The organism is Bradyrhizobium sp. USDA 4502 (genome assembly GCF_054063355.1).
Genome location: NZ_JBSSGF010000001.1, coordinates 3804970 through 3817564, shown reverse-complemented (window position 1 = coordinate 3817564; position 12595 = coordinate 3804970). Strand labels below are relative to the sequence as shown.

The 12595-nt window shown below is 61.4% G+C and carries 19 protein-coding genes and 1 tRNA gene; 7 read left to right on the top strand and 13 right to left on the bottom strand.

What is annotated here, in order from left to right:
* Positions 1-340: 340 nt before the first annotated feature.
* Both ACVW1B_RS17680 and ACVW1B_RS17675 read left to right on the top strand, forming a co-directional pair.
* Positions 341-637, top strand: coding sequence for a hypothetical protein (locus ACVW1B_RS17680; protein ID WP_076831506.1), 297 nt, complete (start codon positions 341-343; stop codon positions 635-637).
* A gap of 63 nt (positions 638-700) precedes the next feature.
* Positions 701-928: a hypothetical protein gene (locus tag ACVW1B_RS17675; protein WP_016843397.1), complete on the top strand. Its 228-nt coding sequence runs from the start codon at positions 701-703 to the stop codon at positions 926-928.
* A gap of 89 nt (positions 929-1017) precedes the next feature.
* On the opposite strand, the gene ACVW1B_RS17670 is transcribed toward ACVW1B_RS17675, so the two are convergent.
* Positions 1018-1248 carry a hypothetical protein gene (locus tag ACVW1B_RS17670; protein WP_225160192.1) on the bottom strand — a complete coding sequence of 77 codons (231 nt, stop codon included), beginning with the start codon at positions 1246-1248 and terminating at the stop codon, positions 1018-1020.
* A 345-nt stretch (positions 1249-1593) separates the two neighbouring features.
* Between ACVW1B_RS17670 and ACVW1B_RS17665 the strand changes: the two genes are divergently transcribed.
* Positions 1594-2391: a lytic murein transglycosylase gene (locus ACVW1B_RS17665; protein WP_038383190.1), complete on the top strand. Its 798-nt coding sequence runs from the start codon at positions 1594-1596 to the stop codon at positions 2389-2391.
* Positions 2392-2478: 87 nt separating this feature from the next.
* Entirely contained in the window at positions 2479-2886 is a 408-nt protein-coding gene (locus ACVW1B_RS17660) for a hypothetical protein (RefSeq protein WP_253636029.1), read from the top strand.
* A gap of 74 nt (positions 2887-2960) precedes the next feature.
* Here the strand turns inward: ACVW1B_RS17660 and ACVW1B_RS17655 are convergent, their stop codons facing one another.
* Complete coding sequence (locus ACVW1B_RS17655) at positions 2961-3347, bottom strand: YciI family protein (RefSeq protein WP_028335390.1); 387 nt, start codon at positions 3345-3347, stop codon at positions 2961-2963.
* A gap of 492 nt (positions 3348-3839) precedes the next feature.
* Here ACVW1B_RS17655 and ACVW1B_RS17650 point away from each other — a divergent pair.
* A tRNA-Gly gene (locus ACVW1B_RS17650) sits at positions 3840-3913 on the top strand.
* A 57-nt stretch (positions 3914-3970) separates the two neighbouring features.
* Here the strand turns inward: ACVW1B_RS17650 and ACVW1B_RS17645 are convergent.
* The 5 genes from ACVW1B_RS17645 to ACVW1B_RS17625 all read right to left on the bottom strand — a co-directional run bounded on the left by ACVW1B_RS17645 (position 3971) and on the right by ACVW1B_RS17625 (position 6792).
* Entirely contained in the window at positions 3971-5227 is a 1257-nt protein-coding gene (locus tag ACVW1B_RS17645) for a hypothetical protein (protein ID WP_456821838.1), read from the bottom strand.
* Entirely contained in the window at positions 5224-5409 is a 186-nt protein-coding gene (locus ACVW1B_RS17640; RefSeq protein ID WP_456821837.1) for a hypothetical protein, read from the bottom strand. Before ACVW1B_RS17640 ends, ACVW1B_RS17645 begins: the two co-directional genes overlap by 4 nt.
* Before the next feature lie 9 nt (positions 5410-5418).
* On the bottom strand, positions 5419-6012 hold the full coding sequence (locus tag ACVW1B_RS17635) for a hypothetical protein (RefSeq protein ID WP_456821836.1): 594 nt from the start codon (positions 6010-6012) through the stop codon (positions 5419-5421).
* A gap of 136 nt (positions 6013-6148) precedes the next feature.
* A complete protein-coding gene (locus tag ACVW1B_RS17630) occupies positions 6149-6409 on the bottom strand; it encodes a hypothetical protein (protein WP_456821835.1) in 261 nt (86 codons plus the stop codon).
* The gene (locus ACVW1B_RS17625) at positions 6406-6792 is read right to left on the bottom strand and encodes a hypothetical protein (protein ID WP_456821834.1); all 387 of its coding nucleotides are present in this window, start codon (positions 6790-6792) and stop codon (positions 6406-6408) included. Before ACVW1B_RS17625 ends, ACVW1B_RS17630 begins: the two co-directional genes overlap by 4 nt.
* Positions 6793-6876: 84 nt before the next feature.
* On the opposite strand from ACVW1B_RS17625, the gene ACVW1B_RS17620 reads away from it, so the two are divergent.
* Together ACVW1B_RS17620 and ACVW1B_RS17615 are read left to right on the top strand one after the other, a co-directional pair.
* Positions 6877-7077: a hypothetical protein gene (locus ACVW1B_RS17620; RefSeq protein WP_456821833.1), complete on the top strand. Its 201-nt coding sequence runs from the start codon at positions 6877-6879 to the stop codon at positions 7075-7077.
* Positions 7078-7138: 61 nt separating this feature from the next.
* Positions 7139-7492 (top strand): hypothetical protein, encoded by a 354-nt coding sequence (locus ACVW1B_RS17615; protein WP_456821832.1) that lies wholly within the window; start codon positions 7139-7141, stop codon positions 7490-7492.
* Between the two features lie 53 nt (positions 7493-7545).
* On the opposite strand, the gene ACVW1B_RS17610 is transcribed toward ACVW1B_RS17615, so the two are convergent.
* From ACVW1B_RS17610 to ACVW1B_RS17585, 6 genes are all read right to left on the bottom strand, one after another.
* The gene (locus ACVW1B_RS17610; protein ID WP_456821831.1) at positions 7546-9468 is read right to left on the bottom strand and encodes a hypothetical protein; all 1923 of its coding nucleotides are present in this window, start codon (positions 9466-9468) and stop codon (positions 7546-7548) included.
* The gene (locus ACVW1B_RS17605) at positions 9465-9695 is read right to left on the bottom strand and encodes a hypothetical protein (RefSeq protein WP_456821830.1); all 231 of its coding nucleotides are present in this window, start codon (positions 9693-9695) and stop codon (positions 9465-9467) included. The genes ACVW1B_RS17610 and ACVW1B_RS17605 overlap by 4 nt, the downstream gene beginning before the upstream one ends.
* Positions 9692-10186 carry a hypothetical protein gene (locus ACVW1B_RS17600; RefSeq protein WP_456821829.1) on the bottom strand — a complete coding sequence of 165 codons (495 nt, stop codon included), beginning with the start codon at positions 10184-10186 and terminating at the stop codon, positions 9692-9694. Before ACVW1B_RS17600 ends, ACVW1B_RS17605 begins: the two co-directional genes overlap by 4 nt.
* A gap of 14 nt (positions 10187-10200) precedes the next feature.
* Positions 10201-10689: a hypothetical protein gene (locus ACVW1B_RS17595; RefSeq protein ID WP_456821828.1), complete on the bottom strand. Its 489-nt coding sequence runs from the start codon at positions 10687-10689 to the stop codon at positions 10201-10203.
* A 298-nt stretch (positions 10690-10987) separates the two neighbouring features.
* Entirely contained in the window at positions 10988-11431 is a 444-nt protein-coding gene (locus tag ACVW1B_RS17590; RefSeq protein ID WP_456821827.1) for a hypothetical protein, read from the bottom strand.
* Between the two features lie 141 nt (positions 11432-11572).
* On the bottom strand, positions 11573-12589 hold the full coding sequence (locus ACVW1B_RS17585; protein WP_456821826.1) for a hypothetical protein: 1017 nt from the start codon (positions 12587-12589) through the stop codon (positions 11573-11575).
* Between the last annotated feature and the right edge of the window lie 6 nt (positions 12590-12595).

Below are 12595 nucleotides of genomic sequence, written 5' to 3'. Positions count from 1 at the left end.
GGAGTACTTGGGCATTTGCTGCGCAATGATCGAAATAGAATCGACCCATTTTAACTTGTCTATTTGTGTAGACAAGTTCGATGCCACATTGTTCCACAGTCGTATGTCGGCTGTTTGTCTTTGACGGCTGCGATCTTCGCTGCGCGCGATCGGCCGTGGCTTCCTTGATCTCGCTTGATGTCCGGTACCTCACGTTGAATTCGTGAAAGCTGTTACGGCCGGTGACTGCAACTCACCCGGTTGCGTCGTGATAACGATACCCATGGCGGGCAGCTTTCACTGCTTGACTCAATGTTCTTGTTTTGTTCTAATTGCCCTCCACCGGGAATTGGAGGACGCCATGGACAACCGCATCAGCGAAATTCGCAGGCAGATCAGGGCGCTGCGCGTCAGCATGCTCGAGGCCGAAGCCATCATGCGCCAGCAGATCAACCGCGATGAGGACTGCGCCTTCGTCGCCGGGGATCTCCTGAAGATGCGGCTGGTCATGAGCCGCCTGGTCGAGGAGCGGGAGGTCCTGGGCGACCGCGATCCGATCATCGTGCATGCGAGCGTTGCACCGCGCCGTCGCGCCGCGACGTCAGCCTTCATTCGCCCGGCGAAGCGAGAGCTGGCCGCCGGCGAAGCGCGTGCATGACCGAGTGCTCGGGACGCGGCGGCTGCGCGCCGAGCTGCAAGACGTGATGTGCCGGAGGAAAAGATGAGAGAGCCGCTTCGGTATTTCCACGACAGCGATGATCACGCGCCCTGGATCAAGGCGCTGGCCGAGGTCCGGCACATGGCGACGCGGGAAGGCTGGTGCTTTCACCACGTGCAAGCGATCATCGTGGCGATCGACCAGTATGCCGAGGCCGCGCTCGGCAACCGCGAGTTCTTCCTCAACCGGCCGCAGACCGTCGGCCCGGTGAGGCGAGGCGACGTGCCCTAACACGCTGACCGGCAGGCATACGCATTCGACGTCGCGGTAGCTCAACGTGCTGTCCGCGGCGGCGAAAGGCCTCTCGCAGGAAGTGCCGACTATTTCGTGTAGCCTTGACTGCTGCAGTACCACCAGGATTCGGCGGGCGATGCGCCATGCTCGATCACGTACTTCCGGCAGGCTTCGTAGCTGACCGCGTACCGCTTTCCGCACGGTACCGCAGAGATGCCGAAATTGCTGGTCGAGCATGTGGATGCGGCGTGGCCCGTCGACATCGACAGGACGCCGATAAAGGGCAGGACCGCTAGAAGTGACAGGGTCTTCATCATAGCCATCGCCTCCCAAGTTGGAGGACAGCGGGGCCGCCGTCCCCGCCGAGAACCTACTACATCGCACGCCGTTCACCACCGGATTTCGCGGGTCTCATGCGCGATCCGCATCGTCACGCACGCTGTGTTCGTCGTCATGCCCGGCGCGTGACGCCTTCCGGGCGCAGGGGCCAAATGTCCCGGCCTGCCTGAGGCGGGCGGGATGGCCAATCCGCTGCCAGCGACATATCGTGACGGTCCGAGGCCGAATCTGAGGCGGGCCGTTCATCGCCGGGTCATGTCCATCCGGCCATCGTCAGCGCCGCGCCCGCGAGGGCGGCGGCATATTTGCGGAGGAGGTTTCGGATGATCAGGGGCTGGCAGGTTGCGACGTCGGCGCTCGCCATCGTCGTGATGGTTGCAACGCTGGGGGCTGAGGCGAACGCGGCGCAGTGCGGCAACGGGCCCGGCGGATTCGAAGCCTGGAAGCAGCAGTTCTCGGGCGAGGCGAGCGCCAAGGGCATCGGCGCCACCGCGATCGCCGCACTGATGCAGACCCATTATGCCAGTGCGACGATTGCCGCGGATCGCGGCCAGCGCAGCTTCGGCCTGTCGCTCGAGCAGTTCATGGCCAAGCGGGGATCTGCGACCATCGTGGCGCGCGGCCGATCGCTGAAGCAGTCGCAAGCCGCGCTGTTCGCCTCGATCCAGCAGCGCTATGGCGTGCCGCCGGGACCGTTGATCGCGATCTGGGGCATGGAGAGCGGCTTTGGCAGCCAGCGCGGCAATCAGAACATGCTGTCCTCGATCGCAACGCTTGCCTATGACTGCCGCCGTCCGGAGTTCTTCACCGATCAGCTCTATGCGGCGCTGAAGCTCGTCGACCGCGGCACGTTGTCCGGGAGCACGCGCGGATCGATGCATGGCGAGATCGGCCAGACCCAGTTCATGCCGAAGAACGTCCTCGCCTACGGCACCGGCAATCTCGACGTCGCGGCCAACGCGCTGAGCTCGACGGCGAACTTCCTGCGCGCCCATGGCTGGCGCGCCGGCGCCGGCTATCAGCCCGGGGAACCCAACTTCGCCGCGATCGAGGCGTGGAACGCGGCAGGCGTCTACCAGAAGGCGATCGCCATCATGGGACGGCAGATCGACGGCCAATGAGCGCAGGCGCGAGTTCCTTCATCGCCTGTTAACGCAACGATGCCCAGATCGTGCGCTGTGAAACGGGAGCAGATGGAGACCGGCTCCATGCTCAAGAACGGCACCTACGCGGCGTGGTTTCGAACGTCGCTTGCGGACGGTACCGGCATCGTGCACGTCGCCGATGGCAGGCTGTGGGGCGGCGACGCGGTCATGCTCTACAGCGGCACCTATGAGGTCGACGGCGAGCGCTTCTCCGCCGTGCTCACCACGCAGCGGCACTCCAGGGACGGCACGACCGTGTTCGGCACCGACGACCTCGTGGTGCGGCTCGAGGGCATCTGGACCGGCGCGATCGCGACCTGCACGGGCAGGGCGGATGCCGTGCCCGATCTCGCCTTCGAGGTGACGCTGATTCCGAGCCAGGAGGTGGCACCCGAGCCGCCGCCGGATCTGCCGCTGCCGAAGTTCGACCCCAGCAAACTCCCGAAGCTGCCGAAACGCTCCGGCCGCTAAGGCATGATCCGGAAACGTGCGAAGCGGTTTTCCCTCGCGACAAGCGCCAAAGCCGTTTGCGCGGGGATCACGCGCTACGCGTCGCGCGGGCCCGCGGTCTCCGGAAACGGCGCGCCGGGGATGTAGAGCTTCAGCGCGCGAATCTCGTAGACCGCCGACGGGTTGACGCTGCGCAGGTCGCGCGCCGCGGCGATCGCCTCCGCCTCATCGGCGCAATCGATCACGTAGAAGCCGAGCAATTGCTCCTTGGTTTCGGAGAACGGCCCGTCGATCACCATGCCGTGGCCGGGCCCACGCAGCGTGCTGGCATTGCGGGTATCGCCGAGCCGCGCAGCCGGGCCGAGCTTGCCCTTCAGCCGTTGATGGACCTCGCGCAGACCCGTCATCACGGCAGCGTCCTCCTCGGCGTTCCACGATTTGACCTCGGCTTCGACGTGATAGGCCAGGATGGCATAAAGCATCTGATGTGCTCCTTGTTTCTGATGCGACTGGCCCAAGGACGTCTCGCGGCGATCCGAGCCGACATTTCATCTGTAGCGGATCGGACGGTCTCTGGGGTGCGACAAGGTATCCCGCCGTCCGGCATGGCAGCGGCGAATCGCGCAGGCCAAAACAGCAAAAAGGCGCGGCGGATGAGCTTCCGCCGCGCCCCCGATTTTGATGTCTCGCTGGTCCAGGGCTGAGAGCGCCCCGATGCCAGGCTGATTGCTCAGGGCCTAGCGGGCGATCCCAGCGAGGTGACAGCGCTTGAGACAAGACACTAGATCACCTCCTTTCTTTGTTGATGGGACTTCGAATATAGGTGCCGAATCCGCCGCTGTTAAGGCCGCCTCCGGCCCAGCCGCGCCGGGAAACCGGCCGGATTGCGGCGAAATGGTTTCGTTTACCGGAGAACACAACGCACGCCGGGGCAGTTGAGGCCGCCGCCCGGCCGTGTTAGGTGAACCCGAGATGCGGGTGTAGCTCAATGGTAGAGCAGCAGCCTTCCAAGCTGAATACGAGGGTTCGATTCCCTTCACCCGCTCCAATGATTTCAGGTACTTTTCTCATTCCGCGGTTTCCATTCGGACATCAGAACTGTTGCTCATTCGGACAAATGTCCGCCTTTCGTTCGCACTGAGCGGCGCTTCTTTGTGCCGGTGGCGATCTGCTTCGTGGTGCGCTTGACGTACTTCGGGAGCACCTTGACGGTGGTGTGCCGGCTCTGTGCGAGGATCTCGCGGTCGGTTAGTTCCGCGTCACCTGTCTCGGTCAGGCCTCCATGGCGGAACGATGTGAACGACAACTCGTCACGCAATCCAGCCGCACGAATGATCTCCTTCACCTTGCGACTCATGTGCGTGAAGTCTGGCAGGTCCGGCTTCGGCCATGTCGGCCAAGGTCCGCGCTTACCCCAATCCCGGACCAGCATAAGTCCGCCGATGCGTGCCCGTTTGATCGCGTCCAGCTCCGCCATCAATTCTGGATATAGCGAGGCGCCAGCATCGTCGAAGAGCGGCACCCAACTCTCGACGCCTGTCTTCTCGTCAACCACGCGAACAAGGTCAGGCTTGTCCTTCGGACGATAGTGGGAGATGTCGAACGTTGCGAAAATGTCAGTCTCACGCTGAAGCCACTCCCATCCGATCAGCGCGGCCGTGGCGAGCGACGACATGCCCATCTCGACAGCCTTGGCACGGAACGCGATCAGCTCATCGTAGGTCGCAGTTGGGGTCTCTCGATCGGACGACACGAGGCCCATCTTTGCGAAGGGATTGACCAGCGGCATCTTGCCTGGATTGCGACGTGAGCAGATATTCCACGCCCGGCGGCAGGACTTCATCGCATGGTTCACTGTCGTCCGGCGCTCGCGCTCCACAACGTTGCCGCTCTTGTCGGTTGTCTTGAGGACAAGCAGTTTCTCGTAGAGTTCGTCGGCTAAGGCGGTATCAATTGCTGTGACCCGCTTTTCTCCGAGACGCTTTCCGTCCTTCAGCACGTAGCCGCCGACGAGTTTGAATCCTACCTCATGGTTGCGCTTGGTCTTGGGGTCGAGCTTGGTGCAGCGTCGATCGGCGCGGTACTCAGCAAACACCCAGTCCAGCGTGCCCGGCGCAATGACTGCGGAGGACGTCTCCAGCGTCTTACCCCCAGCGCGCCATTCGTCGAATGCCGGCAGGAACACCTTCTCGGCTCGCTCGACTGCCTTCTCGTAGTCGGTGCCGAGCGGCGCATTCTGCACCTTGCAGCCGGCCTTCTTCGCCCACGATGGAACATGGAAGAAGTAGCCCCAGCCGCCTTTTCTTAGCGACTTTCGCTCGACGTAGCGCGGCAAGGGCAGGGCAGAGCGACGCGGTTTCATAGTAGCTTACGCAGCTCCTCCGATGTCTCAATGTCGCGATCTACAGCTTGCGGGTGATCCGCGATGACGATGATCTTTCCCGCGCTAATCTCGACACGTCCGACCTTCACGCCAGCGTTCACGCAAGCTTTGACGGCCTTGGTGACGTCTGCCTGTTTGAACGATGCCGGGCTGCGGGACATTTTTTTGCTTCACTCTTTGCCTTCGTGAAAGAGCTTTTTCGCCCGAATTGCCAGGTCAAGCACGTCGCGACCATATGGGAGAACGATTGCGCCGCCAAAATCGGTAAGCGCACTGCCGAGGTTCTCTGTCGTCACCGCGGTACAGTAATTGCGTTCCGCTTGGTTTCGATCCGCGTATAGAAACCAATAGTTTTCGATGTGATCCCAATGAATAGGAATCTTCGCATCCGGCGGCGCATTCGGCGAGATGCCCTCGCCCAACCATTCTGCGATGACTCGGATCCTCGCCATTTCTGCAAGGAGCATCGCGTGGACCGGCTGAAGCTTAAACTCGCTGATCAACCGATGCCCGAACACTACTCGAGCGGTCGCCGATGAATCGAAATATCTCCTGCCTCGCTCTTCCTTCATGTCGTAGAGAGCTTCCACTATCTCGCGGTTTGCCCAGTTTTGGAGAGTAGACGCAGTCAGGCCGGGGGCCAGCTTGATGACGTTGGCCGGCGTAAAGAGTGGCTTCTGCGCAAAGGACATGAACCAGTACAAAGGATGGTCTTTGTCCGCCAATTTCGCGACAGCGCGTTCAACTTGCTTGGGGCTGGTCATGGGTCCCGGCTATCTCGCCTAGATGTCATCTGACATTAAAGTGCCTGCAGACAGATTAGATGTCAAATGAATGCAAGGAACCGCCGGGGGATAACCCAGCGGTTCCGACAGGGGGAGGGGCGGGACGGCCCGGCGATCAGTTGACCGTGCCGCGGTGCTCGATCTGCTGGACGTCGCCGCCGGTCTCGCGGGCGATCTCCCGGACCGCCTGCACAGCAAAGCCAAGGGCGCCATCCACCGCGACGCAGGGCATCAGGATCGTCACCTGCGTGTCCCAAGCCGCGTCGCGCTCGACGCTAAAGTGCAGGCGGACCAGCCCGGCGCCGCACGGCTCGACCTTGTTGAGCTGGGTCGCGGTGAACTCCGGCGCGCGCCGGCTGCTTGCGGACCTCCTCATGCGAGCACCCGTTCCATATCCTCGGCGAGCGACCATGCGATGTCAGTCCGCGCGAACTGGTCAAACAGCATCGTGCGGGCCTTGGCCAAAAGGCCAGCGGTGCTGACGGCGGGGACCGTGGCCAACGTCTCTATGTGGGCAGCCCTCTGGCTCTCCATCGCCTCGTACTCGGGCCGCTGGTCGGCCTTATCATCGTCCTCGTTGGCATCGAGGAATGCCAAGAGGGCCTCGTCGAGCGCTGCCACGCCGGCCGCGGCGTCGACCAGGGCGGCGTCGGCAGCTACCGGTGCGGCCGCGGCACCGGTAGGGACAAGGGCGGCGACGACCGCAGTGGCGAGAAAGCGTCTTCGGGATGTGGTATTCGTGATTTCAGCCTGCGACATGGATCAAGCTCCAAGGTTGTGGGTCAGAGCCGGGCGGGAAGCTGAACCCTTCCCCTCGGCTCGCAATTGGGATATCCTAGTTTCATGGCGAAGTCAAACCGGGATATCCCAAAAAAGAAGCGCGGCCCTCCGTCGCAAGGCGGCCGCAAGCCGCCGCAGCTCGTCCGGATGGATGATGCCCTCACCAAGGCCATCGATCATTGGCGCGAGGGCCAAGAGGATGATCCGTCTCGTCCCGAGGCGATCCGCCGGTTGGTCGAGATCGGGCTGAAGTCCAAAGCCTAGCTTGCGTCCCGTTACCGTTTGCGGGAAAATGCGGTTTTCTACCCCTTATAGTAGAACCGCGATGCAGAACGCCCTCAAGATTTTAGGCGTGATCGTCCTTAGCGTGGTCGGGTTTGCAGCCCTGTTCATTGCGAACAGGAGCAACAGCACCGCCGAGTCGGTCGTCGCCTCGGCGGACAAGACGCGCGAGCTTTGCCGAAAGGCGATTGTCGATCAGGCAAAACATCCTTCGACCGTCGATATCCATGGTTTCACCGGCTATGCCACATCAACCACCCCGGACGGGCGGCGGCTCACAAAGCAGACGTTCACTGCGAAGAACGACTACGGGCTTGAACTGGCATATGACGCCTATTGCGAGTTAGCGCCCGACGGGAAGTTCAAATTCATGGTTGAGGAGCGGCCTTCGCGCTGATGGCGAGTCTCATTTCGGCGGAAAAATATCCGCGGCGCGCTGCTCGGCGTCACTTACTTAAAGACAACCGTACCGCGCGACTTGTTGATCGCGCTCAGGACCCAGCCGTACTTGTGGTCGAGAGTCTGAACTTTGGTCCAGACCACACCATCCTCCGACCTCCAGACCATGCATAGGGACACACCGCTGGCATCGTCGCCCTGAAAGCCACTGGCGATAAAGAACCCCTTGCTGTCAGGATTCGACACCTTGCGCGACTTGATGAACACGACGGACAACGCGCTGCCGCTCCGCGTTAAGCTCGACGTCGCATCTGGTAGTTGGATATTTGTCCAGTCTCTTCCATTGCTGGACACGGCAACACTGCAGATCGGTTTATTGACCCAGATCGGCAGCCCTGTCGAAAGCAGTCGCTTCTTGTAAGCAGAGCTTGCCACAAAGACACCGTTGCCAAAGCACGTCGTCGCCGCGAACTCCTTCGATGCCTGTATCGTCTTTTTCGTGGCGGTGCCCGCATCACCTTCGCTCTCTGATCTGTCGAAGTATGGTGTCCACGACCTGCCATCGCTCGATGTCGACGACATGAAGTTGAAGTCGCTAGTCGCGAAGAAGTTCGTACCACCGGACAGGGTAAATGTTCCGATATAGGATCGCGTGTACCCACCCGTGACCACGTATCGGCTGTTATCCTTATCGTAGGCCACCGAACCTATGAATGGATCAGGTGATCTGTCGCCGGGGTCATAGCCGGTGCCGATTGCAGCTTCAGCCACGCCGGGGAAAGGGTTGCCCTTTGCAAAGGTCTGACCGTCGAACGATACCGCAAGGAGGGCATTGTCATCCTTTGAGTACGAGACGAAGAATGCCCCGCCAGCGAAGCTGCAAGCCCACACGCGATCGGCCGCTACCGATGTGACGGGAGTCCATGTCAGCTTGCCCTGATCATCCAACACGCCGCGCTCGATGCCGCGCTCGATCGCGCCACCAGAATCCGCGACGGTGATGAAGCAGCTGCCACCGTCCCTCGTTTTCCCAAAAGCGACAAACCTCCGGCCCTTGCAGACAACCGTATTGCCGAGACCGCTGGCAGCATTGGACGATTTCCCAAACCCCTCATCCCACGTCGTTCCGTCTTTCGAAATTGTGGTGATCGTCATGGAGAGGTCGTCGTCGACAATTGGCGTTTTGTCTATGCCGAGCACAGCCTCCTGCGAGACGAATTGCACATTGACGATGTTCTGAAACGGATCGAGCCGATATGGCGGATTGATCCCGTTGTTACCAACCACCTTGCTTTCAGGCTCGTCGCTCTCGTCGATCAGGTATTGATTCAACAGCTTGACTTGAGCGTTCAGATTGACCTGGCTGACCTTTTCATCAAGGGCATTGATGCGCGGCTTATAGGTCTCGACGATCTCGTGCTCGACATATTGGCCCGCATCCTTAGTTGTGTCGCTGCCGTCGGACCCGTCCTTTTTCACGTAATCCGCTCCAGGCACTACATACGCCTTCAGCGTCGGGTCTGCATCAAACGCCGCCTGCGCGGCGTCATCGATGCTGGTATCGTAATGCACGATCTTGCGGACTTCGACTTTTCGAGACTGCGCCGTCTCGTCGAGCAGGAAGGATTCCTGATAGTTATGATCCCCCTTCCGCATTTTCATATATCTGATGGCGCGAACCGGAACCCATTCCTCTGGGTCGTTGACATCCTCCTCGTCAGGCGAGCATACCTTGACCACTACCGTTTTGCGCGACGGCGTCCCTTCCTCTTCGTAGCCGTCCTGCGTCGGGTCATCCGACCACTTGAATAGACGAACGACGCCCTGCCAGAATCCATGGGTCGACTTTGTGTCGCTCTTCGCGCGGTCGATGCGCTCGACGTCGACCCAAATGTCCTGCAGCACCTCACCCTTTTTGTTGGTGCCGACAATCCGCGTAACATGCGTTTTGCGAGACTCTGGCCTGTTCGTCATTCGACGCCCTCGATTATCTCGATCAGCGTTTTCCCTTTTTCCTCGGCGGTGAGCGCGGCCTGGTACTGCTCGAACAGCGAAGCCATTTCCGCCGTCATTTCCAGCTCTACGTCTCCTTCCGTGAGGCCCTCGGCCCGCAAGCGCTCGAGTTCGGCGTCGCAGGCTGCATCGAAAATCGATTTGAGTTCGGCTGCTGTCGGCGTGGTCATTGAGCGCAGGATACTCATCGCCTGGCGCTCCCATACCAATTGGGCTTTGCGCCGGTGGAATAGCGCTTCGCCTGATTGGCAGCGGCGCTTAGTTGGGTGACCGCATCAGGGTAGATTGGTGAACTGTCGGCGCCGCCCTTGTAGTCAAATACATCCTCGAAGCGCGGCAACCAGCGTGCCGCCGATCGCCGCAACAAGACCAGCGATACCGCCGGCGCGGCCGATCTTACCGAACTCGCCGATCGCCCCAGTTCGAGCCCGGCATCCTCTGCAGCAGGCTTGATCGTTTCGAGCGCCTTCTTGATACCCTCGATCGCCTTTTTACTCTCTTCAGTCTTGCCAGTGATCCCAGCGAAGAAGTCGCCGAAATCACCGAGACCTGACTTAGAGTCCTCGATCGTCTTGTTGGTCGCTTCCAGCGCCTTGGCGCCGATCTCGGTACGCCTCAACTTGGCCTGGACGTCTTCGGCTCCTTCGAGCGAGATGCGTTGAACAATCCGATCAGCCATTGCGTTGTTCTCCTCTATTCCGGCTCGCCGGCTTTTGCCTTCAGGCGCTTGATCTCTTGCTGCAGGATGTTGATGGCCGTGGTCGCCATGTCATAGGCCACCTCACAAAGGTCGTCCGGATCCTCGGAGTTCAGCGTCCGCGCCAGATCGCGGACCATGCCGCGGGTGAGCGGGACCTCATTGATGGTGGTGAAGAGGTGCAGGCCTATCGGTGCATCGTCCGGTGCCTGCTGGTGTAGGTTTGCGGTTTGCGCACAACTTTGCGCAGCATGCACATTTTGCGCGGCATGCACGTTTTGGATTGATCGAGCCTCAGCTCGCCGACGTCGACCGCGCCAGATCGATTGATCGAGATTGCGGTCCCGATCCTGAAGCACCTCAGACAACAGCACTTTTCCGTCGTGGCTGCGGACTTGGCCCTTCGCGATCTGCCGCGACAACGTGCTGTGCGAGATGCCGATCTCGCGAGCCGCCTCAGAGATGCCGAGCAGCTTTTCGGTCAAAGTGTGCATGCTTGCGCAAACCCGGTGCATAAGTTTTCAGTTCTGACGCTAGCGATGTCGAGCCCTCAGCTGTCCCGTATTGTTTTTTTCCGCGTGACAGGACCCGGAAACGCTTAGTCGCCCGATGGGTGCTGCCGACCCTCCCGGGCCTGCCTGCGCTGCTCGTAGATCGACGCTACCCACTCGGGGGCGAATGGGCTCTTCTTTGCCGCTGGGACGCTTGGGGCCCTCTGGGTGGGCTTTGGGGTGGTCTCGCGCTGCTGACGGCGCTGGTTGAAGATTGCCTTGGCGTCGAGGGTCATTTCGTCTGTCCTTTCCGTCGTGATCCGTAGATGTCTGCAGCGAGATTGTTCCAGCTCATGCGGTTGTTCATGCCCGCTGCTTCCGCTTGCGTGACGACGCCGATAGCGCCGAGGGCAGTGCTGCACCGTTCAGCGAGGGGTGGCGCTTGCTGGGCGGTCGACTGGCTGGCGATGCTCAGGCAGGCGACGGCGTCCTTTGCCGGCATGTCGGTGTGGTCCGCCAAGTGCTCGGCGGCCGCCTTCATGGGACCGGTGGCGAACATGGATTTGGTGATGAGGTCGCGACGCTCGGCCGCTGCCTCGATCGCCGCGGCGCGTGCCAGCTGCTCACGGTCGTACCAGTCCAGGTGCAACGTTGCAGCGACCCACTCCACCGAACCGGGCCGGGCTCGCTGCTTGCGGGGCGGCGAGGCCGGTCGGCTCTTTCGCTGAGCGTTCATGTAGTATCCATCCACGTTCAAATCTCCGCTGCGTGGAGAAGGCCCGGGGACGCGCGGCCAAAGGAACAAACACACGCGTCCCCGGCAAAATGCCGGCACAACACCGCTCCATCTTCGGTGCGCCCGACGGCCGGCATAGCTTCAATCCCTCTTCGGTGCGGGCATATCGCTGGCAAGGCCGAGCGCTGCGCGCGGATCCAGATCTGCCCGCGGCAACAGCCCAGCAAGTTCGCTGAAGGCCGCCTCGTCGCGTTCGGATGCCAGCGTGTCGGCATCGATCTCGGCGAGCTTGGCGATGCGCTGCTCAACGGTGAGTGCGCTGGCATCGTCGCCGGCGCTGGCCAGTTCGCGATCAATCGCCGCGATGAATTCCTTCGGGAACAGCCAGGCAAGCAGCCCGATCGGGTCTGTCAGATAGACCGCGGCCGCACTGCCGCCGTGCTGGGAAACACCGACGCGCTTTTGGGGAAACTCGATCGGCTCCAGCCGGTCAATCAGCGGCGACACATCAGGTCGAGCCGCCTCGATGCGCTGCTCGAGCTGCTCGCGGATAAGTTTCTTGGCGAGAGCCACCGGGAACGGTGATGCCAAGACCGCCTGCCTGTCAGCCTTGAGGGTGCGGGTGCGGCGCGCGGCGCGCTCCAGTGCGTCGATGGCGGTTTCACCTGATTTGAGAGCCGAAGCATCGCCATCATACAGCCGAATGCCGCCATCCTCGGCATCGAGCAGATACCGTTCGAGGTTGGTCACGAGCCGAGCTGCGGACTGCCAGGACGTGCTCAGCTCGGAATTGCGCTCGGTCGAGCGGGCCAGCGCCGCGGTCGCATTCTTGATCTCTGTATTGGCCTCGATGAACGCGGGGTGGCTATCGTCGTTTCGATGTTCGGGCGGCATATTGGTGCGAAGGTTTTGCAGCCGACCTTCCCAGGTCTGCAGGTGCAGCCGCATTTCCGAGACACTGTCAGAAACCCGGCGCAAGGCCGCGTGTCGATCGCCCTTGATGTCGCGCAAGCTGAGGAGCTTATCGCGGATCTGGTGCGGAATACGGTCGGCGATGTCGGGTGCCAAGCGGAGCGGCTCGGCACCGGCCTCGCTGCGATCAGCCTTGGCCTTGGCTTCCACTCCCTCCGACAACGTCGCGCCGCGAATGATGCTCATGTTTTT